Source organism: Myroides sp. NP-2 (genome assembly GCF_014145665.1).
In the GTDB taxonomy this organism is placed as follows: Bacteria; Bacteroidota; Bacteroidia; order Flavobacteriales; family Flavobacteriaceae; genus Flavobacterium.
Genome location: NZ_JACHTD010000011.1, coordinates 92689 through 114068, shown reverse-complemented (window position 1 = coordinate 114068; position 21380 = coordinate 92689). Strand labels below are relative to the sequence as shown.

Below are 21380 nucleotides of genomic sequence, written 5' to 3'. Positions count from 1 at the left end.
AATTAATTGACTTTAACCTGCATTTTCCTAAAAAAAACCTATACTATTCTTTTTCCATTTGTTTATCTACAATTTTATCAAAACGACTATCCATACAGACGCTGATATCGGTTGTGATAAATTTCCCTTTGTAATACAAGCTAAAAATTGTAGCAGGGCAAGGGGCTTGTTGTGCTTGTTCTCTACTTTCTAATTTGATTATTTCCAAGGGAATATTTCGCTTTCGAGTGGTTTCAATTAATGAATGTCGAACATGAAATTCAGAAAAAGGGCATCGGTTGGAATAGTATACAGTTATTCCCGTTTTATTCCCCTCGGGGACGTGGTGAACACTTGCATTAAACTGAGGTAATTCCCCTTGATCATTCCAGGTCAACGCAAGTAAACTAAACCCATCTTTGGTTTGCTCTACCTCTTTAAATCCTTGTTTAAGCAACCATTTCGAATCACTCATAAAGTGAAACTTCTTTGTTCCAACAATAGTAACCAATCCCTGCCGATGGTCTTTTTTTGCATCGTCAATCGCCAGTTGGAGTAACTGTTTACCATAGCCCTTTCCCTTGTACTGACCCGAAACCCAAAAACAATTAATTAACAAATAGTTAGGCGCTACGATGGGCGCCCAGCCATATTCAGCAGGTCCATATTCAATAAACACTTTTGCTCTGGCGTCTATCCTGCGAAATACATAACCATTGTCCATCTCTCGTCTCAGCCAATCTTTTTTCAATTCATATCCTTCCGCACATTTCTTATCTGAAATTGCACAACAAATATGTTCATGCGCTAGATTTTCTTGATCTAAAAGGATGAAATTTTCCATAGTCCTAAATTTATGAGAGACGATACATAGGTGTAATAACTACCTAAAGTACGTCAATTTAAGTGTTTTATCCAAGTATTTAATCCCAGATTCAAAAAAAAGCGCAGTGATATTCACTGCGCTTTTACCATGATTTATATACTTAAATACTCTTTACTATCTTTTTCGCAAAGACTTTTCCTGTTTTTGCAAATCCTTCAGCAATTCGCAATTCATTGTTATAATTTGATCCAAACTGATTACCTGGCATATTTTCAAATGATTCTTGTGCTAGAACTACGGTTGGATTATCTCTGTGAACTAGTCGCAAGGTTGAAGTTACCTTAGCCCCTTGTTTCATGATTCCAGCATCCCATCCTGGGTATATCCACAGTACATCAACAAACAAAATGTAGATTGAGCTTGGTGCTTTGTCCTTAAACTTAACCTTTTTATCCGTGTACTTATTAGCTAATTGTATAAACTTAGGATTCCAAAGGTCTTCTTTGCTTCTATTCCATGATCTAACCCACACTGCTGATGATCCTTCATCTTTTTTTTCTAAATTTTGGCTGTGATTTACTACATACTGTTCTTCAGTCAAGTTGTCCTTCATCATGCGAAGATTCTCGTAATTAAACACAACCTCTACTTCTGTTTGCCCTTTTAGCAATTTAAAATCTTTGATTGTTTGAGCAAATGATGGTAAACTCCCTAGTAGGACAAGAACCAAAAGCGCTATTCCTTTCTTCATTTTATTAAAATTTCGCACAAATTTAAGATACTATTTCAGCATAGCAAATCTTTTTTACCTCAACTTTTTAATAAAAAAGTAAGAAGAAAATAAAAACAGCTCAACCTAGTCAAATACTGCTATCACCCAGAACAAAAGCTTTTATAGTTGAAACAAAACTACTACATCCTACCGTTAATTTGCGGATGAGAAATGGAGCAAAAAACAGCCATGAAAATAAAAAAGAGGACGGTCCAAGGTCCTCTTTTTGTCAACAAACAGTCAAACTATACAAAGTACCTGCATAGTCATTGGTAATTAAGTAATAATATGATCGATGTACTTCCGTTCAAACCTTTGATTTTTCCTGTAAACCGAAGGAGAGAGACCTACTATCTTTTTAAATTGTTTACTCATATGGCTCACCTCTTTGTAGTGAAGTTGTTGGGCGATTTGCTCAAGGGATAACTCTCCATATGAAATCAGCTCTTTTACTTTTTCGATACGATATAAGATATAATACTTTTCAATAGTGAGTTGGGTGTGCTTGGTGAATAACCTAGCCATACGCGCATACCCTAAGGTAGTTGCTGAACTTACATAATCCGATAGATTCATCGCTTGCGCATCCTTCGCCTCTACATATTCAATAATTTTTCGCTTGATTTGCTCCACCATAATACCAGAGGCATCGTCGAGCAACTCAAATCCTAACTCCAAGAATCGTACCTTTATTTGGTTTATTTCCACATCTAACAAAGGAGTAAACAACGTCACCTCACCTAGACGCACGTCTTTAACAGCTATCCCAAAATTATCCAACTCCTTTCGAATCAAATCAATACAACGAGGACAAACCATATTTTTTATATGCAAAATACACAACTGATTCATACCTAAAAAAATAGAGGGAAGTAGGTAGCTACTTCCCTACTTCTACATTAATTAATTGGTGCTTCGGCTACAAACTGTTGGTAATTTTCCTCATTTTTAAAATAAGCGACCTCACCATTGTTTCCTATAATTACAATATAAGCTTCGGCTTTATCCACCTGTTCTAAAGAAAAGGGATCTAAAGCAACGCGTACGCTTTCGTCTTCAGGAATGCGCGATTGACACATGGCACAACAGCCATAATACATTTTACCTTGGTGCATAACCTCCAATTGCTGCTTGCCCATATAGGCATCGTTTACCATACAAACCAATTCTTTGGGTACTGCATCTCCTTTTTTGTGCTGTTGTGTTGAAGCAGTAGCAGATGCCCCTGTAGCCATATGCTGTAGTTCTTGTTGCGTCTGCTCTAATGCTTCTTTAGCCTGTGTATCTGAAGTTGTCTTCTTTTCTCCACATGCGATGGCTAGTACACTTAAAGCAAGTACGCCCATTGTTTTCATCCCTTTTGTTCTCATTTTATTTTTTTATTTTTTGTTCATGCATTATTTCTTCTGTGGCCATTTTCAAGAGGGTTGATCCCACGGTTAATTCTCCAAAAACTTCCACCATCATCGGCATTACTCTTCCTTTTGCAACTGGGATATGATACGCCACTCCATCTTTTATCTCGATAACATAAACGCCTAAATTACTTTCTACTACGGCCGTTTTGGGCACGAAGAAACTCGGTTCATTGCGCTGTAATCGCAGGGTGGCATCAGCAATCATATTGGGTTTTAATTGCTGATTTTTATTGTTAATATCCGCCTGAAGCTGTTCGGTACGCAGCTTTAAATCTAAACTACCCGACTGACGGCTAATCACGCCAGAAAAAACGTGTTGAGGGATGGTTTTCACCTTAAAGGTCACCGTATCTCCTACTTGTACATAAGGCGTATGCGCTTCGGCAACAGCGATGTTTAACCTCAACCGATGAATATCTTCCACAACCAACAAAGGCAATTTATTCATCGGTCCAACATAAGCGCCTTTATCCACTTGTCTATCGGTAACTACTCCGTCAAAAGGGGCTCTAATCACCAGGTATTGGTCGATGTTCTTCATTTCTTGGTAAGCAGATAATGCGGCGTTCACCTGTGCTTTATCAGCTAACATCTTTGCGGTAACTTGTTCCAGGTAATCAGGTGCAATGGCGCCAACCGTTTCGTTTGCTTTTAGGGTGCGGTCATAGGTTGCTTTTGTTGCAACATACAGTGCTTCTTGTGCTTTCCACTTGGCCTGAGCACTTGCAACCTGAGCTTGTATTTCAGGGGCATCCAAAACTAACAACACTTGTCCTTTCTTAACTATATCGCCAATATCTACGCGTAAATCGGTGACATAACTATTGACTTTTGCTACCAATTCAGTGCGCTGATCCGCTCTCAGTTCAGCAGGTAGTTGAAGGGAAACAACCGGATTGGTCTTTTCAAGTACAAAAGTTTCCATCTTGTTCATCATTCCTGCCATTGCTGGTTTTTCAGGAGTAGTTTCGGCTGTTTTCTTATCTGTACATGCGGTTAGTACTGCTAAACTAACCAAGGCTATATATATTCTTTTCATTGTTTTATTTATTTTCAGTCGGTAAATAGTGAATGCTCGCTGTATCTTCTGGATCTAGAGAGGGGGATTGACTGCTTACTTTGTCCATAACCCAAGCAAAGACCATCGGTAAAACAAATAGTACAGAGACAGTTGAAGCAAGTAATCCTCCAATTACGGCTCTTCCTAGTGGTGCTACTTGTTCACTACCTTCTCCATGTCCTATAGCCATAGGAAGCATTCCCGCAATCATAGCTAGGGTAGTCATGGCAATTGGTCGGATGCGGAGCTTTGTGGCTTCAATAGCAGCAGCTGTAGCGGTCCACCCTGTTTTTCGCAAAGTTTCTGCGTTGTTGATTAAGAGCACCGCATTGGCAATCGACACCCCCACAGACATAATAATCCCCATATAGGATTGTAAGTTAACCGTTGATCCCGTGATCTTTAACAGCACTAACGCACCTAACATAACAAAGGGCACAGTTGTCAAAATAACAAACGACACTTTAAACGATTGGAAGTTAGCTGTTAACATCAAAAATATTACAACAATAGCCACAACTAGTCCGCCTGCTAAACTCTTCATCGTTTCATCGAGTACGGGTGCCATTCCCTTTAGTTCAACATTCACTCCTTTTGGCAATTCGCCCAAAGAGGCAATGGCTTTTTCTACATCGACTTTCGCTCGATTCAAATCCGTTTGATGCACATTGGCAACCACCGTTACATATCCCATAGTTCCTTCGTTATAGCTCTCTGCTAGTGCTTTAGATTCTACAATCGTAGCGACATCACTTAGCACAGGGCGATCTGCATTCTTACTCAGCGGAATACTCTCGAGCTCTTCTTTGCTCGTCAGTTGATTTTGTGGCATTTGAACCTGAACATCATAGGCAATGCCCATCATACCTCCTACCCACATATTGCGGTTTGTATAGCGAGAAGAAGCTGTAGTTGCCACTAAGGATTTTGCAATATCCATCGCATCTAATCCCAATTGTGCTGCGCGTACGCGGTCAATGTTAATTTCATAAGCCGGATAATTCATTGAAATTGGCATGCTTTGATCGCGCATATAGTCGATCTCGTTCAATTTTGCCAGTAATTTAGTTGCCGTCATCATGTTCATCTTGCGCATCATCCCTGAAATGCGAATTTCAATCGGCGTATTGGTCCCCTGACTCAAGATTTTCTCGGTTAATTCAATTGGTTCAAAGGTCACTTTCAACTCAGGTAATTTTTGTTGTATGCGCTGGCGTATTTGATCCTTTAGCTCATCGGTATTGCCGCTAAAATCGCGGAAAGCAACCTGCATAGAGGCTTCGTGAGGCCCTGCATTATACAAGTAAATCGGACTCACTGCAAAGGAGGATGGATGTTGCCCAACAAAAGCAGAAGAAATGGCGATTTTCTCTTTGCCAAAGAGATCCTCTAGCTCTGCGAGTACCTGTTTTATCTTTCTTTCGGTATGTTCAATACGCGTGCCCTCTGGTGCAGTAATACGCATTTGTACTTGGCTAGAATTTACCACAGGCAATACGTCTTTTCCAATATTTTGATACATAAATGCTACAGCTAGCATTGCCAAAGTAATGGATCCAACAACTAAAATTTTCTTGATCGGCATGATCTTTTCAATTCCTACAACCACGCGATTTTTAAACCTGTCAAACCCTTTTGCTTCAGTCGGCATAGCGTGTTTTTCAGGGTTGTATTTCATCAACCAGTTCGCCATAATCGGCACAAAGGTTTGAGAGAGCAAAAAAGAAACAGTCATTGCAAATCCAATCGCCATAGCCAACGGCATAAACAAAGCCCCTGGAATCCCCGTCATCATAAAAGCGGGTGCAAATACTGCTAAAATGCTAAAAAGAATCAATAATTTGGGGAATGCAATCTCTTTACACGCATCCCAAATGGCTTGCACCTTGCTCTTACCTAACGCAAAATGCTGGTGTATATTTTCAATGGTTACCGTACTCTCATCAACCAAAATACCTATAGCTAACGCCAGTCCAGACAACGTCATAATGTTAATGGTCTGACCGAATAACTTGAGGAATAGCACAGCCGAAATAATGGCTATGGGAATGGTTGTAATTACAATTAATGCTCCTCTTGGATCGCGCAAAAACAACAACACCATCAATCCCGTTAACAAAGCCCCTAATACTCCTTCCAACAACAAACTCTTTACTGCGTTAATCACATTGACTGATTGGTCAAATTCATAGGATATTTTTACATCATCAGGTAGGTTGTTCTGGATGTGAGGAATTGATTTTTTCAGCTGTTGCACCACATCATAAGTCGATGCTTTTCCCGATTTGGCAATGTTGATATAAACGGAACGCTTTCCATCTACAAGGGCGTAGCCTGTGGTGATATCTGCTCCGTCTTTTACCGTGGCAACATCGCGTAAATACACGTTGTCCACTTGTCCTTTAAACAAGGGAATATCGCCAAATTCCTCTACGGTTTTTAGGGTGTTATTCGTTGGAGTTAAGTAGTTTTTCTCTCCGACATACACATTTCCTGAAGGCATAGTAACGTTTTGTCTGCTAATCACTTCCACAATTTGCTCTGGACTCATTTGATGGGCACGGAGCTTGTTGGGATCAATGTTGATTTCGATTGTACGTGGTGAACCTCCAAAAGGCGGTGCCGTAGTCATACCTGGTATCTTAATCAAAAAGGGACGTGCCACAAAATTGGCAATATCTTGTAATTCGTTATTGGTCTTCGTCTCAGATCGGAACACCAATTGTCCAACAGGTTGAGAAGAAGCATCAAATCGAATAATAAACGGAGGTGGTGCACCAGGGGGTAAAAAGATTACCGAGCGATTCGACAAAGCCGAAATGGAAGCAATTGCCTCGCCCATATCTGTCCCTTCGTAAAACTCCACCTTCATCAAGGTTAGGCCTTGGGTATTTTTGGTATCAATACTCTTAATGCCATTGGCAAAAAGCATCATATTGACATACATTTTCGTAAAGTACCCTTCCATTTGTTGGGGGGTATAGCCATTGAATGAATGGGCGATATACACCACGGGTAAATTCATTTCAGGTAAAATATCGACCTGAATTTCTTTGGATGACTTCACACCAAAGAACAGTAATCCTATCACCAATACCATAATAGATATCGGCTTGCGCAAGGCAAATCGAATTAAATTCATACTCTATTATTTTTGGGGAATGGCGTTGATTAAAATTTGAATATCTCCTTGTGCAGCGGCTTGCATTAACAGGGCCTGCCAGATGTTGTTCTGAGCCACTTCAAAAGAAATTTCCGCTCGTTGCAAGGTGTATAGTGCTTGAGTAAAAGCAACTAAATCACTTAGTCCATTTTCATACAAGGCTTTTTGTTGATCAAAAGCTACAGTAGCGGCTTGCACTTCAATCGCGCTTTGATTCCAAATATCCGTTGCGTGTTGATACTGCGCTTTGGTCAGTTCTACTTGATTGGACAATTCGCGATCCATAGCTGCGTAATCTGCTTGCAAGCTAGTAGAGTGTTGTTCTTGTTCTTTTACTTTAGACCCAGATCTGAAAAAGTGAGAAATATTCCACGTCAATTGTAAACCAACCAAATAATTGGTGCGATCAACCCCTACTCCTTTGCTGTAATTACGGCTAAAAGCCGAGTTGTCCTGCACGTAGTTCCAATCAAAACCTGATCCGCGCCCCTGTATAACACCAAAGGCATTGAGTTGAGGTAAACGACTGCGTTGTACCACTTTTTCCATCGTCTCACTTTGTGTTATTTTTTGGGCTTGTACTTGCAAAAAAGGATGGTTTTCCCTTGGGTATTCACCATCAAAAAGCAGGGGTTTTGTCGTTACAAATACAGGATCTAACGCATAGGATTGCGTGGGTTGATCCAATACATCAGACAATTGTTTTTCCCATTCCAATACTTTGTCTTGGGCTTTGATATAGGTTGTTTGAGCAAAAGCTACCTCTGCTTGTGCTAAGCGTTCATCTACCTGAGCGATTAACCCACTTGATGCTTTGGCCTCTGTAAGCGCATAAAAAACTTGAGCGCGGTCTACATTTCGCTGTTGAACCTCAACAATGCGCTGGGCCGCTAAAGTATTTAGATAAATAGCAGTTGCTTTTACTTGTTGTTTAAATATCTCTTGAGCTACATCATGCTGTTGCACTGCTTGCTGCGCTTTTGCCATCGCTACACTTTGACGCGTTTTACCAAAGGAAAACACATTCCAATTGACATTGGCAAAATAGAGAGATCCAAAGGCAGCATTCCAATTTTGTTCTGCTAATGGCATGGAAGTAGCTGCTGATCCCAAGCCACCATACGCATACAACGGACCATTTTGTGCATTAATCGTACCATAGCTCTGTTGAGCGCCAAAAGTTAAATCTGGGAAATAATGTCCCTTCTGATTTTGGGTATTATACATCGAAGCTTGTAGTTTAGCTTCTTTACTTTTTATAAGGGGATAGCGTTGAGTAACCTGTTCTATAGCTTGTGCTAAAGTAAGCGTTTGAGCCGATACAGCACTGGCTGTACTCCATAGAACAACGAACGCTATTGCATTGAATTTCATTTCAAATCACGCGTTTAATTATACAATAACTTTGCATTATCCACCCATGAGGAGGATATATTCAACGTTGTGTACTAATCAAATTCGGTATACGCAATGTTTGATGTACAAAGGAATCTCCTTTGTCTGATCAAGATAATATAGGTAGGGAATTAAAATCTCTTTTGGTGCAGCGACAAACTCGTATACTGCACCAAAATAGCGGTGTAAGATAACGTCAACAAAAAATGAAACCTTTAAAACCTTAAAGCTAGATTGCTGTACTTCAGACTTTACTTTTACAACTTCAACTTTGTCTTGACAGCAATTCTTTTTCGGTTCATTTACCGTATTTCCTGTTTTGCTACAAAAAGAACAGCTATCTTCCGCAAGTTGAGCATAAGCCACACTCGTTTGCTGCACCAATCCTTTACAGAGGTGCTGGTATGTACTGAAGCCTGAGGCTAAAAACAAGTACAAAAAGCTAAAAAGTATGACTAATATTCTCTTCATATGTAGGGCGAAGGTATCAACTCTCCCTTAAAAGAATATTATATAACTTTTGGAATATATTGTATAATTTTACTCCAAACACCCAAGTCTACTAGTGATTGGAAGGAAAGGGTTCTCCTTCTTTTACTTCAGCTAAATTGCCTACTAAAACGCGGTTCCACGTTGCATTACCCTTGTGTACAAAGACTTTTCCTCCTTCTTTTTTCACCGGAACAACCGGAGTAGCTACGACGGTATTTGTCTCGTTTAGCGTCCAGATATAGGTGGTAGTATCCCGCATGAAAATAGCTTTTTCATCGAGTACTTTTACGGGAATATTGGGAATGCGCAACGTCAATTGACGGATTGCTTCTCTATTGGCTATGGAAGAGGCATTTAATGTCATGATTATTTTTCCTTCTTCACTGATGGACTTTTGAGTCAAAGTAGTCAAAACAGTATGGGGTAGCTCATAGGTAGATTGATCTTGAAACACTAGCGTCGCTTTAGTTTGCGCTAAGTGATCGCGCACCAATAAATAATCTTCACTTGTCGCTTCGATTTGAATCAATTGTGATTGTCCATTCAGGATGCTTAACAACGGTTGATTGTTTTCAATCTTGCGTCCTGCACCAACTAACACTTGTCTGACTACACCGGCTTCAGTTGCCTTAATAGCCGTTTCAACATAGGTTACATGGGAAGATGAAGTAAGTTTTGCTACCTGTCCTTCGCAATGGGCTAAGGCATTTTTTGCCTCCGTATAGTGTGCATATTGCACTTCGTACTTTTCTTTTGCCTCTGTGCCATCTTCTCCACGATCAATGGCCAAGAGGAGATCAAGTTGTTGTTTGACGTGAATTTTTGCATCTTTTACTTTTCGCATGGCTTTACCTAATCCGAGGGTGTCTCCTTGGGCAACGCGCAACATAGCAATTTCTTGCCCGACTTCAATTCGATCATTAACATCCACTTTTAACAAGATTAACTCGCCGCTTTGGTTTGATCGAAGCAAGCGTAATGGCGTTGGAGCTAAAGCCGTAGTATAGGTTTGATTTACTTCGATAGTTTTTTCTACAATTTCTTGTATACGAACTTCGTCCTCAGCTGGAGGCAACGGTTTGGTCGTTGTTTCTTCCTTTATGATCATGCCTTGACGCTCATTCATCCCGCGAAATCCAACCCATACCAAGAAACCAATACAACCAACGGTCATAATAATCTGTTGCGCTCTAACTTTTTTATTCTTCATAACCTCGTACTAATTCGTACAAATATAACGAACAATCACGCCATTTTAAAGTTCTTTTGTATAGGAATCAAATTTTATTTCCAATCGATTAGCCATGACCTATAAACAAAAAACTGACGCCCTTGAACCAAGAGCGTCAGCTATTATTAACTTCACACAACACCTATTTAATGTCCGCCTAAAGCGCGATACAAGTCGATTTTCGAAACCAAATAATCGCGTTTTAACGTTGCATAATTCAAATTCCCTTGCAACGCAAGTGCTTGTGCATTAACCACTTCCAAATAGGAGGCTTTATCCCATTCAAACATCAGTTGCGTGCTTTCTAAGGAGGTGTTTAAAAGCTCAACTCTTTGTTGTACCACGCGTTCGCGTTCTTGTGTTTTATCGATTTTCACCAAGGCATCATGAACATCTGCATAACCGACAATTACAGCATTTTTAAAGCTAATAGCTGCTTTTTCGCGTTCGATTACCGCAACGTCATAAGCCGCTTTTAATCTTTTCTTTTGGAAGATGGGTTGTACCAATCCGCCTACTACAGTTCCAAATAGGGATGCAGGGGTTTGAAACCACTGTGAGGTTTCCATTGCGTTCAATCCTCCTTGAGCCGAAATGGTCAAGCTAGGATAGAGTTCACCTTGTGCAGCACCTACTTTGGCATTGGCCTTTCTCAACTCTAATTCAGCTATTTGAATATCTGGACGCTGACTCAGAAATGTTGCAGGCACTCCAGCCTGTAATGCAGTGGAAAACTGCAATGCGCTAATCGTAGAGGTGCGTTGGATTTTTTGTGGAAAGTGATTCAACAAAATTCCCATTGCACTTTCTTGTAATGCGATTTCCTGTTCGATTTGAGGCAGTAGTTCTTGGGCTTCTAACCACTGTGCTTCTGCTTGTTGAACAGCTACAATGGACTCATTGCCTATTTCATACATTTTTTGGGTCAACGCAAATGTTTTCTCGCGCAAGATCAACCCTTCATCTGCGATGCGCAATTGCTCGTCTAACATTAACAAGTTGACGTATGCGGTAGCTACTTCAGCAACGAGTCGATTCTCAACCGCACGTTTTACTTCTTGTGTTTGTAAATACGCAGCTAAAGAGGCTTCTTTTTCTCGTCTAATTTTACCCCAAATATCCAACTCCCAAGATAAGTCTAAACGCGCGTTATAGTCTTCACTGCTACGCGGCGCTCCACTGAGTACGGTCTGACTATTTTTAGATAAATCGGTATGTGAGCCGGTTAACTCAAGGGTTAAACTAGGCAACAAACCCATCTTGGACTGCTTGTACAAAACGTTGGCCTGGTCGATATTCTTAATCGCCAATTGCAAATCTGTATTTTGTTCCAATGCAATTTGTATATACGATGCCAATTCACCATGTGCAAAAAAATCTTGCCATGACACTTCTGCTAGCGTATTTACAGTAGAATCTACCTGCATACCCGAATAAAACTGACTTGGGTTTTCTAAGGCTGGACGCTCGTAGTCTTTGCCAACTTTACAACTGGCAAAAGCCAAAGCAAGCGGTAGTATATATAAATATCTTTTCATTTCTAATATAGTTTAAACTTCTGCAGTAGGTTCTTCAGCCTGAGGAGCTCCTGAAATTTTTTCTTGTAGGTATTGGAAAAACACATACAACACTGGAATAACAAATACCCCTAATACAACTCCAAAGAACATTCCTCCTGCCGTACCAATACTAATAGAGTGGTTTCCTTGTGCTGATGAACCTTGAACGAACATTAGCGGAATTAACCCTGCCACAAAGGCAAAGGACGTCATCAAGATAGGACGCAAGCGCAAGCGCGAAGCTTCTAAAGCGGCGTCGACTATAGACAATCCTGCAGTTCTGCGCTGTACTGCAAATTCTACAATTAAAATAGCATTCTTCGCCAAGAGTCCGACCAGCATGATGAGCCCCACCTGAACGTAAATATTATTGGCGATTCCAACGGCACCAATGGCTACAAACACACCAATAATCCCTACTGGCAGAGAGAACAACACCACTAAGGGCAAGATGTAACTTTCGTATTGTGCAGCCAAAATGAAGTAAACAAACAAGATGGACAAACCGAAAATAAATATCATTTGATTCCCCGATTGTTTTTCCTCTTTACTTAATCCCAACCATTCAATTCCGTAGCCTGTAGGTAATTTTTCTGCGGCAATTTGCTCAACTTTGGCCATGGCATCTCCCGTACTCACTCCTGGGCTTATGATTCCGTTTACGGTAATAGCGTTGAATAAGTTATGGCGACTAATCGCTTGTGGGCCATACACCTTTTCCAATTTAGCAAGCGAACTGATCGGAATCATCTCTCCTGTTTGGGTGTGAACGTAAAGGGTTTTAAATGAATCTTCATTGGCTCTAAATGGCGCATCTCCTTGTACAAACACCTTGAATTGTTTTCCAAATCGATTGAAGTCATTCACCTGTGCACTTCCGTAAAACAATTGAACAGCAGCCATCATATCACTCACTTCTACCCCGTGCATTTTTGCTTTTACGGGATCAACGATAATCTTGTACATCGGGAAGTCAGATTTAAACATTGTAAAGGCTTGTACCACTTCATCTGAAGCACTTAAATCTGCATTGAATTGAGTGACCACCTCGGCAAACTCATTAATTGTTCCCCCTTTTCGGTCTTGAACGACCATTTCCAATCCGTCAAAATCACCAAATCCTGGTACAGTTGGGTTGGCAAATACGAAGAAATCTCCCTCTTTAATGGTGGACAATTGACCGTTGATATCGGTTAAAATATCGTTGATATCTGATACTTCACCGCGTTCTGTTCGATCTTTAAAGGCAATGAATCCCATTCCGTAAGCTGGGCTGGCAGCATTTCCTAAAATATTAAATCCAGAAATCGTTGTTACGGATTTGATTGCTGGATGGTTGCGCATAATCTCATCCCCTTCTTTTAACACCTTCGTTGTACGGTCAATTGACGAACCCGGAGGCAAAGACAAAGCAAACATGGCAAAGCCTTGATCTTCATTTGGAATAAATCCTTTCGGCGTGCTATTCATCAGTAAAATCATAACAACAAAAGACCCTAAAATAAGAGAAGCTCCTATAATTTTGCGCTTCAACAAAAATCGAATTCCCCCAACATAGCGGTTGGTCAACGCGTTAAATCCGCTGTTAAAGCTAGAGAAAAAGCGCGCCAAAAATCCTTTTTTACTCGTTTCTCCGTGTTCATCAGTATAGTGATTTTTTAATAACAAGGCACATAAAGCTGGACTCAAAGTCAAGGCGTTTACGGCAGAAATTAAGATCGCAATAGCTAAGGTAAAGGCAAACTGTTGGTAAAATACCCCCACAGGTCCCGTCATGAATCCGACAGGTAAAAATACGGCAGACATCACTAAGGTAATGGAGATAATCGCCCCAGTAATTTCGCTCATTGCTTTACTCGTTGCTTCTTTGGCATTTAAACCATCAATCATCATGGTAGCGTGAACCGCTTCCACTACGACAATGGCGTCATCCACCACAATTCCAATAGCGAGAACTAAAGCAAAGAGTGTCAACATATTAATAGAGAATCCCAGCATATTGAGGAAAAAGAAGGTTCCAATTAGAGAAACCGGTACCGCAATGGCGGGGATTAACGTAGATCTAAAATCCTGCAAGAACAAATAAACGATCAAGAACACCAATAAAAACGCTTCAATAAGCGTTGTTTTCACTTGGTTAATGGACTCGTCGAGTTGGGTTTTACTCGCAAAGGTTACGTTGTAATTCAACCCTTTAGGCAATTGAGGTTTCAACTCCTCTAAAACTCCGTAAATTTGGGTTTGAATTTCATTGGCATTGGATCCATTAGTCTGGAAAACAGCCATAGAAACAGCTTCTTTTCCATTGACTTTATTTTCTTCGTCATAAGCAACAGCGCCAAACTCAATACGTGCAATGTCTTTCAGATACAAAATATTTCCATTGCTATCTGCTTGAACGACGATTTGTTCAAATTGTTCAGGTGTATTGTATTTTCCAGGATACGTTAAGGTGTACTGAACAGCACCACCAGCATTTTGTCCTAAATTTCCTGCAGCAACTTCCAAACTTTGACTTTGGATTGCGCGTTCCACATCCGAAGGAGTTAAACCGCGATTGGCTAATTTGTGTGGATCTAGCCACACGCGCATAGCGTAATCTTTTTCTCCAAAAAGCTGTACGTTTCCAACCCCTTTGATGCGCTTTAATGCACGTACTACATTAATTCTCGCGTAGTTTTGAACAAAGGTTTCATCGTATAACGCAGCATCGTCACTGATTAAATCAATAACCATAATCATTCCGCGTTGTTCTTTTTGTGTGGTAATACCGGCGCGAATTACTTCTTCAGGTAGAATTCCCTGAACTTGAGCCACTCTATTTTGTACGTTTACAGCGGCTTGATCGGGATCTGTTCCCAATTCAAAAAAGATGGTAATTGTAGCCGTACCGTCATTACTCGCCGTTGATTCGATGTGCGTCATGCGCTCCACCCCATTGATCACTTCCTCTAAAGGAGTCACCACCGATTTTAATACGGTTTCGGCATTTCCTCCAGGGTAAGAAGCGTGAACCGCAACACTAGGCGGTGCAATATCGGGAAACTGTTGGATTGGTAATTCTTTTAGTCCTACAAAACCAAGAATAACCAATATGACAGATATCACGGTAGCCAATACAGGCCTGTGAATTATTTTTTTTAGCATGGATGTAGCTTATTAAATTGAATCGTTTGTTGTTGTTTTAGTTTTATAGGACGCTTTCTTCTCTTTTGTCCTTCTGCTCCTTTTCAGCAGCGCTAATTTGTGCGTTTGGCGTAGCTTGTATAGGTGCTATCACATCTCCATCAGCAATTTTATCCAATCCCGTGGTAACGATGGTCTCGCCGTTTTCAATGCCACTCTGGACGAAATACGTATGTAAGTTTTTACCTACGATTTTCAATTGGCGTTGTTCCACCTGATTGTCTTTTCCAAGAACATAAGCAAACACCTTATCTTGTAAATCCAAGGTAGCGGCAATTGGTACTTGCAGTACACCTTCTTTCTTAGCGATCAAGCTTACAATACCCGTTCCACCATTTCTCAACAATTTATCAGGATTATCAAAAACCGCACGTACACTCAAGGCATTTGTAGCTTTGTCAAACTCCCCGTTAATCATATCTACTTTTCCTTTTAGCGGATAGATATCACCATTGCTCAACTGTAGTTCGAGGTCCATGGGTAAAACATCTGCTTGCCCGTTATTTCCTTTTACCAGGTCAAAATAGTCTGCCTCGGTAAGGGAAAAATAGGCGTAAATTTGAGAGATATCCGACATAGTCGTTAGGGGTTCAGGTTCACCTGCGGTTACTAAATTCCCTACTAGCTTAGGAATTCGACCTAAAAATCCATCAACTGGTGCAGTTACGGTACAATAGCTCAAGTTCAACTGTGCTTCTGCAACTGCTGCTTTGGCTTGTGCCACCATTGCTTTTGCGCTATCTAAGGCTGCATTTGCCGTTTGCAATTGGATTGGAGATACAAACTTATTATCCACCAGCGATTTTACCTTATCCAACTCTAGTTGTGCATCTACTAATGCCGATGAAGCTGCTTTTAATGTCGCTTCTGCATGTTGCAACTTAATTTGGTAAGGTTGACGATCAATCAGGAAAAGTGCCTGTCCTTTTTTGACATAGCTTCCTTCTTTCACCAATATTTTGTCGATATATCCTGTGGCTTGTGCTCTAACTTCTACGTTAACCTTCCCCTGTAAAGCAGCGGTATACTGACGGGTAATTTCAGCATCACCAAGCGCTATACGTTCGGTTTTTACTTCCACATGCCCTCCCATCTGTGCGGCATCATTGGTGTTTTGTTTACATCCTACTGCAAGAAGTAAGAGTAAAACTGCTCCTCCAACATAAGCAAATACGCTTAGGTTTCTATAAACTCTACTCATAAAATTTTATATTACGCAACAAAAATGAAAAAAAGGAAATTTCAAACTAGTATTATTGTTTTGAAGCGTAAAAAAAGGGGGCTGAAGCGTAAAATAAAACACCTAATCTGGGAATTAAACAGAAAAAGCTACCGAAGTAGCTTAAGAGTTCAACCAATTTTTAAACAAAGGAGCTTTGTCTCTACTGATAATTATTTCCCGCTGTGGATCGCGAATCAAGGTTACCTTTAATTTTCCGTTGTAGTAGTTTTGTATGTTGTGAATACTGTCTATCTCTAAAATGTGCTGTCTATTCGCTCTAAAAAAAGAGGCAGGATTCAACTCTTCTTCTACTTCTTCCATCGTTTGACTGAGAATCATTTCACTTTTGTCTTTCAGGACCAAATGGGTGATTTTCAACTCCGAATAGAGATAATCGATTTCCTCTACTTTGACAGTTCGAAATCCATCTTTATACGGAATTAGAAAACGCGAGCGGTAAACAATTTCCTTTTTATTTAAACTGCCTAAAATATTTTGAATGGAATCAGTTAATCCTATAGTAGTGGTTAAACCTTTAAACTTGGTCAAGGCTTGTTGTAAATCCTCTTCCTGTACAGGTTTCATGATATAATCAATGCTGTTTACTTTAAATGCTTTCAAGGCATACTCATCGTAAGACGTTGTAAATATAACGGGGATTGTGATGTGTATTTGTTCGAATATTTCAAAACACAAGCCGTCCTCTAGGCGAATATCCATGAAAATCAAATCCGGTGATGCATGAGTTTGCAACCAACGAACACAAGACTGCACGCTTTCCACTACAGCTTGTATCTCCATATCGGGTTCTATCTGATGCAAGAGACGGGTTAGCCTATTTGCATTTCTTTCCTCATCTTCGACAATCAATACCTTCATACTCCGTGTTTATTTAATTTGTAATACTTTTTTCTCTCACTGCTAACAAAGGTAATTTCACTAGAAACTCCGCTTCATTGCGCACGATTTGAACCTCTAACTTACTCAATAAGCGATAGCGATCAACGACATTTTTTAATCCTACTTTGGATGAAGGTAGCTCGACCACCAACTTTTGTAGGTTATTGCGCACAACAACATACTGATTGACGACCTCGATATGAATAATTAAGGGGTGTTCTTTGGATGCACTATTGTGTTTTACTGCATTTTCCACCAATAACTGCAAGGCAATTGGTGCTACAGCATAGGTATTTTGACTTGCCTCGTCTATGCTAATTACAAGATCCACTTTGCGTCCCATGCGCTCCTTAATCAGATAAAAATAAGACTCGACAAAGCTTATTTCTTCTTTTAAGCTGATGGTGTTTTTTCTGACGTTGGAAAGCATATAGCGATAAACCAATGCCAAATGGTCGATAAACTTCACCGCAATTTGCTGATCTTCAATGACCAATTCCGACAAAGTACTAAAATTATTAAATAGAAAATGAGGATCCAATTGCATTTTCAGGGTTTCTAATTCTGCCTGACTCGCAATGCGTTCCAACTGTTCTGCTTTAAGTTTTAATTCTGCTGCATCCATCATTGAGTTCTTCCAATTTTTGATTAAAAAATATCCGGTGTGAATGACACTAATAAAAATACCTGTATTAATACTGATTAACAAGGATTGCCAAACATCTATTTTTGCTTCTAAGTCAAAGACTTCTCCAGACTCAAAAGGGATCAAAACCAAATATGCAATATTGAGTATACAATAAACAGTAAAGATGCAAAAAATTAAGAGCAACAGCTGTACGATCACCCGCCAAGCTGCGTATTTAGTCCAAGGCAAAACCTTATTTAAGGCATGACTCAATTGCAAACTAATTTCGCCAATAAGCGTACAATACACCAAAATCATAATACCTGATTGCCAAAGTCCATCATCATCAATGGTAGTATACCATTCAGGGTCATAGGGATTCAGCAAAAAATGCGAAAAAAGGTATAATACAAAAACAGCTGGAATTACAACTAGCCGATAATGTTTTGTAAAAAGCGATTGGTCTGCTTTATTTTTTGTCAACTTTCTTTCCATTATTTTATCAAAAGTAAACAGCTTTTTGCTGAACTGTTAAGATTCCTTACCCAATAGGAGTAATTATATGATGAATCGTACAAATGTACTACCGTATCTTGAAACCCACAACTTGGGGTTAACACCAATACAAAAATGCGTAAAAAAAGCCAGCTTTAGAAGCTAGCTTTTTTTGTATGTGGTTAAAAACCATAATTTTTGCGTCCTATTTCTCGTACTACTAGTGTTTTAGCAACACTATCGTGCAAGGTCTGTTTTTTTGCACTTCCGAAGTATAAAAAGTATCCAATAAAGAAGATAAATCCAGAGACAAGGGACATAAAAAATCGCCCTGTTGCTTGACCGAAATCAATTGGATTTCCCTCTTCACTAATACACTTAATATTCATCGCTCGTTGGCCTACGGTTGCTTGATCACTGCTCGAGTGCAGTAGTGCATAGTACAGCCATGGTCCCACAAGAGGAAGAATACTCAAAAGCAAACAGATCAACCGATCAAGTATAAAAGCAACCAGCCGATCTCCAAATGCTGCGTATCTATAATATAGTTCTCCCTGAGGGGTAAATAAGGTTATATGCATATTATCAGCATGATAAACCACATTTCCCACGCGTTGTTCTTGCGTATTTAATTGATATCCACCTTGTGGATTGGGGAAATTATATTGAAATACCGCTTGTAAGTCTTCAATTTGCCTAGCTTCTACCCAGTTTTCAAGGCCTTCAAACCACACTAAAGTAGAGGGTGAAATCCTCATTTCGATTAGCTCTTCTTTTGAATAGGGCCCCTGCTTTTGGCTGTCTATTACAATAAAATACATCTTTTCCATGTCCATGTTTTTACTGTAAAAATACGAAAGCATTCGGTATCTCCCTATTTTTTTTACCGCTCTAAGGTGTAAAAGTAACTAACTCAATCGCCGTTATATCATCATGTCCAATGACATCTACATATAATGAATTATTTTTTAGCTCTTTAATTTTAAATGTAAACGATTGCCCAAATTCTTCACTATCTACAACTATTACATCATTATCCAATAGCCAAGTCCCGCGATCTTCTTTCAAACTGTACTTGTCGACAGCTTTGAAATTCTTTCCTTTTAAGGAAATATGCACAGCGGAAACTTGGTAAGCGAAACGCGCAGCTCCTTTACATGATTCCGTGAATTCAAAGTGTGCAGCGATCCAATCTTTTTCTAAATGATTCTCTTTTACGGATTTAATCGATCGCTGTTCGATCTCATTTCCGCCTTCATCATTACTACAACTTACCACTGACATACCAAGACTAACTGATACTACAACAGCCAAGGTCCATTTTAAAACTTTTTTCATAACATAGTCTATTAAGGGGTTAAACAATAGTTACTTTTAATTTTATGTTCTAAACTACTTTTCTTTGATGTATCTAATTTACTAAAAAATACTTAACAAATAATTATTTTACTAATTTTTGCAATATAAATCATATTTTAACCAAAATAGGTAAAAATTCAAAAAATCCACAGTTAAAACAATAAACTAAATTTTAAAAAGACGTCTTTATTACTTATTAACTTGTCACAAAAGTATTTTAATATCTACTAGGCAAAAATGACAAATATCATCAGTATTTACGATACTTTACCGATATTTAGAGTAGAAAAACTTACCTAAACACAGCAGACTTAAAATCAAACCCTTACCGTCCGATTATCTAAAATCGTTCTAAAAATTAACTATACATTAACAAATTGTATCTTTTTTTACTGCTTTTAAAGTTGGAGCACAATAGCTTAAAGATTTAGTTACACAACGGACTTAGTGATAAAATAACGCCAAGTAAATTGGTTTATCCTTTATTTATTTTTAATAAAATTTCACAAATGACGAATCCATAAAAAAAATACAATGCGAAAAATGCATTGTATTTTTTTTTGAAAAACATAGGGTATACCATTTACTACTATTTTTTTTCATTTAAAATCATGGGACTAAGCCCTAATTTTTGAAATAAGCGTTGATCTTGATCCAAAGCAGGGTTTGGTGTAACGAGTAAAGTTTGGTCTTCCCCGGAGAAGATTGAGTTTGCGCCGGCAAAAAAGCACCAACCTTGCTCCGCTTCGCTCATTTCTAAACGGCCTGCGCTTAATCGGACCATGGTTTTAGGCATTAGAATACGAGCCGTAGCAATCATGCGCACCATTTCCCAACTATCTGTTTTGGGCAAATCTTCTAAAGGTGTTCCTTTGACGCGAGCCAATGCGTTAATAGGGACAGATTCGGGGTGTTTTTCCATTGTACTCAAAGTCAAAAGCATAGCAATCCGATCCTGATCAGTTTCTCCTAAACCGATGATTCCACCCGAACAAACGGTAATTCCCGCTTTTCGCACCGATTCAATGGTGTTCAATCGCTGGTCATAGGTTCGCGTTGAAATGATATCTTTATAATGGGATTCAGACGTATCTAAATTGTGGTTATACGCATAAAGTCCAGCTTCTTGTAGGCGTTTTGCCTGATTTTCAGTCAACATACCCAACGTACAGCAAACCTCCATATTGAGTGCATTTACGCCTTTTACCATCTCAATCACTTGATCGAAGTCGCGGTTATCGCGTACCTCACGCCAAGCTGCAGCCATACAAAATCGAGAAGAACCATTGGCTTTTGCCTTTTTTGCGTGCTCTAAAACAGTTTCTACTGACAATAATCGCTGTACTTTTATGTCCGTATGATAACGCGCTGCTTGCCCACAATAGGAACAATCTTCTGGGCATCCTCCTGTTTTTATCGACAACAATGTACTTACTTGTACTTCACTGGGGTTGTGAAATTGTCGGTGGATACTTGCTGCTTGATAGACCAATTCCATGAGAGGTAAATCGTATATCGCTTGAATCTCCTCTTTGGTCCAATTGTTGCGAACAATCGCTTTTGGCGGTGTCGATGTTGTAGTCATAATCTAGTTTAATTTTGAGTAAAGCGCCAAAAATATTGAGCAGAACATCAGAAGTAGGCATCCGGTATAAAAAAACAACCTAGACCGGTTGACAAAGACCATAAAAAAAA

General features: G+C 39.5%; 17 protein-coding genes. All 17 read right to left on the bottom strand.

Translation table 11 applies throughout. The annotated features are described in order from the left end of the window. Positions 1-43: 43 nt before the first annotated feature. On the bottom strand, positions 44-823 hold the full coding sequence (locus tag H4K35_RS11745) for an N-acetyltransferase (RefSeq protein WP_182628161.1): 780 nt from the start codon (positions 821-823) through the stop codon (positions 44-46). Between the two features lie 142 nt (positions 824-965). Continuing rightward, entirely contained in the window at positions 966-1556 is a 591-nt protein-coding gene (locus H4K35_RS11740; RefSeq protein WP_182628160.1) for a hypothetical protein, read from the bottom strand. A gap of 297 nt (positions 1557-1853) precedes the next feature. Continuing rightward, entirely contained in the window at positions 1854-2396 is a 543-nt protein-coding gene (locus tag H4K35_RS11735; protein WP_255492450.1) for an AraC family transcriptional regulator, read from the bottom strand. Positions 2397-2476: 80 nt separating this feature from the next. Further along, positions 2477-2947 (bottom strand): hypothetical protein, encoded by a 471-nt coding sequence (locus H4K35_RS11730; RefSeq protein WP_182628158.1) that lies wholly within the window; start codon positions 2945-2947, stop codon positions 2477-2479. A gap of 1 nt (position 2948) precedes the next feature. Then, entirely contained in the window at positions 2949-4034 is a 1086-nt protein-coding gene (locus H4K35_RS11725; RefSeq protein WP_182628157.1) for an efflux RND transporter periplasmic adaptor subunit, read from the bottom strand. 4 nt (positions 4035-4038) lie between these two features. Beyond that, entirely contained in the window at positions 4039-7197 is a 3159-nt protein-coding gene (locus H4K35_RS11720; RefSeq protein ID WP_182628156.1) for an efflux RND transporter permease subunit, read from the bottom strand. 6 nt (positions 7198-7203) lie between these two features. Then, complete coding sequence (locus H4K35_RS11715) at positions 7204-8592, bottom strand: TolC family protein (RefSeq protein ID WP_182628155.1); 1389 nt, start codon at positions 8590-8592, stop codon at positions 7204-7206. 78 nt (positions 8593-8670) lie between these two features. Then, positions 8671-9084 (bottom strand): hypothetical protein, encoded by a 414-nt coding sequence (locus H4K35_RS11710; protein WP_182628154.1) that lies wholly within the window; start codon positions 9082-9084, stop codon positions 8671-8673. Between the two features lie 91 nt (positions 9085-9175). Next, positions 9176-10315 carry an efflux RND transporter periplasmic adaptor subunit gene (locus H4K35_RS11705; RefSeq protein WP_182628153.1) on the bottom strand — a complete coding sequence of 380 codons (1140 nt, stop codon included), beginning with the start codon at positions 10313-10315 and terminating at the stop codon, positions 9176-9178. Positions 10316-10482: 167 nt separating this feature from the next. Further along, positions 10483-11874: an efflux transporter outer membrane subunit gene (locus H4K35_RS11700; RefSeq protein ID WP_182628152.1), complete on the bottom strand. Its 1392-nt coding sequence runs from the start codon at positions 11872-11874 to the stop codon at positions 10483-10485. A 12-nt stretch (positions 11875-11886) separates the two neighbouring features. Then, positions 11887-15042, bottom strand: coding sequence for an efflux RND transporter permease subunit (locus tag H4K35_RS11695; RefSeq protein WP_182628151.1), 3156 nt, complete (start codon positions 15040-15042; stop codon positions 11887-11889). Between the two features lie 43 nt (positions 15043-15085). Continuing rightward, the gene (locus tag H4K35_RS11690; protein WP_182628150.1) at positions 15086-16282 is read right to left on the bottom strand and encodes an efflux RND transporter periplasmic adaptor subunit; all 1197 of its coding nucleotides are present in this window, start codon (positions 16280-16282) and stop codon (positions 15086-15088) included. Between the two features lie 141 nt (positions 16283-16423). After that, complete coding sequence (locus H4K35_RS11685; RefSeq protein WP_182628149.1) at positions 16424-17182, bottom strand: LytTR family DNA-binding domain-containing protein; 759 nt, start codon at positions 17180-17182, stop codon at positions 16424-16426. 13 nt (positions 17183-17195) lie between these two features. Further along, positions 17196-18326 (bottom strand): sensor histidine kinase, encoded by a 1131-nt coding sequence (locus H4K35_RS11680; protein ID WP_182628148.1) that lies wholly within the window; start codon positions 18324-18326, stop codon positions 17196-17198. Positions 18327-18508: 182 nt separating this feature from the next. After that, positions 18509-19156 carry an RDD family protein gene (locus H4K35_RS11675; protein ID WP_182628147.1) on the bottom strand — a complete coding sequence of 216 codons (648 nt, stop codon included), beginning with the start codon at positions 19154-19156 and terminating at the stop codon, positions 18509-18511. 61 nt (positions 19157-19217) lie between these two features. Beyond that, complete coding sequence (locus H4K35_RS11670) at positions 19218-19664, bottom strand: hypothetical protein (protein ID WP_182628146.1); 447 nt, start codon at positions 19662-19664, stop codon at positions 19218-19220. 610 nt (positions 19665-20274) lie between these two features. Further along, on the bottom strand, positions 20275-21270 hold the full coding sequence (gene bioB / locus H4K35_RS11665) for a biotin synthase BioB (protein WP_182628145.1): 996 nt from the start codon (positions 21268-21270) through the stop codon (positions 20275-20277). Between the last annotated feature and the right edge of the window lie 110 nt (positions 21271-21380).

Bases quoted from the DNA above. Each gene is read 5' to 3' on its own strand.
- H4K35_RS11705 (WP_182628153.1), bottom strand. From the start codon at position 10,315: ATGAAGAATAAAAAAGTTAGAGCGCAACAGATTATTATGACCGTTGGT.
- H4K35_RS11680 (WP_182628148.1), bottom strand. From the start codon at position 18,326: ATGGAAAGAAAGTTGACAAAAAATAAAGCAGACCAATCGCTTTTTACA.
- H4K35_RS11715 (WP_182628155.1), bottom strand. From the start codon at position 8,592: ATGAAATTCAATGCAATAGCGTTCGTTGTTCTATGGAGTACAGCCAGT.
- H4K35_RS11745 (WP_182628161.1), bottom strand. From the start codon at position 823: ATGGAAAATTTCATCCTTTTAGATCAAGAAAATCTAGCGCATGAACAT.
- H4K35_RS11700 (WP_182628152.1), bottom strand. From the start codon at position 11,874: ATGAAAAGATATTTATATATACTACCGCTTGCTTTGGCTTTTGCCAGT.
- H4K35_RS11725 (WP_182628157.1), bottom strand. From the start codon at position 4,034: ATGAAAAGAATATATATAGCCTTGGTTAGTTTAGCAGTACTAACCGCA.
- H4K35_RS11740 (WP_182628160.1), bottom strand. From the start codon at position 1,556: ATGAAGAAAGGAATAGCGCTTTTGGTTCTTGTCCTACTAGGGAGTTTA.
- H4K35_RS11720 (WP_182628156.1), bottom strand. From the start codon at position 7,197: ATGAATTTAATTCGATTTGCCTTGCGCAAGCCGATATCTATTATGGTA.
- H4K35_RS11695 (WP_182628151.1), bottom strand. From the start codon at position 15,042: ATGCTAAAAAAAATAATTCACAGGCCTGTATTGGCTACCGTGATATCT.
- H4K35_RS11730 (WP_182628158.1), bottom strand. From the start codon at position 2,947: ATGAGAACAAAAGGGATGAAAACAATGGGCGTACTTGCTTTAAGTGTA.
- H4K35_RS11735 (WP_255492450.1), bottom strand. From the start codon at position 2,396: ATGGTTTGTCCTCGTTGTATTGATTTGATTCGAAAGGAGTTGGATAAT.
- H4K35_RS11685 (WP_182628149.1), bottom strand. From the start codon at position 17,182: ATGAAGGTATTGATTGTCGAAGATGAGGAAAGAAATGCAAATAGGCTA.
- bioB (WP_182628145.1), bottom strand. From the start codon at position 21,270: ATGACTACAACATCGACACCGCCAAAAGCGATTGTTCGCAACAATTGG.
- H4K35_RS11675 (WP_182628147.1), bottom strand. From the start codon at position 19,156: ATGGAAAAGATGTATTTTATTGTAATAGACAGCCAAAAGCAGGGGCCC.
- H4K35_RS11690 (WP_182628150.1), bottom strand. From the start codon at position 16,282: ATGAGTAGAGTTTATAGAAACCTAAGCGTATTTGCTTATGTTGGAGGA.
- H4K35_RS11710 (WP_182628154.1), bottom strand. From the start codon at position 9,084: ATGAAGAGAATATTAGTCATACTTTTTAGCTTTTTGTACTTGTTTTTA.
- H4K35_RS11670 (WP_182628146.1), bottom strand. From the start codon at position 19,664: ATGAAAAAAGTTTTAAAATGGACCTTGGCTGTTGTAGTATCAGTTAGT.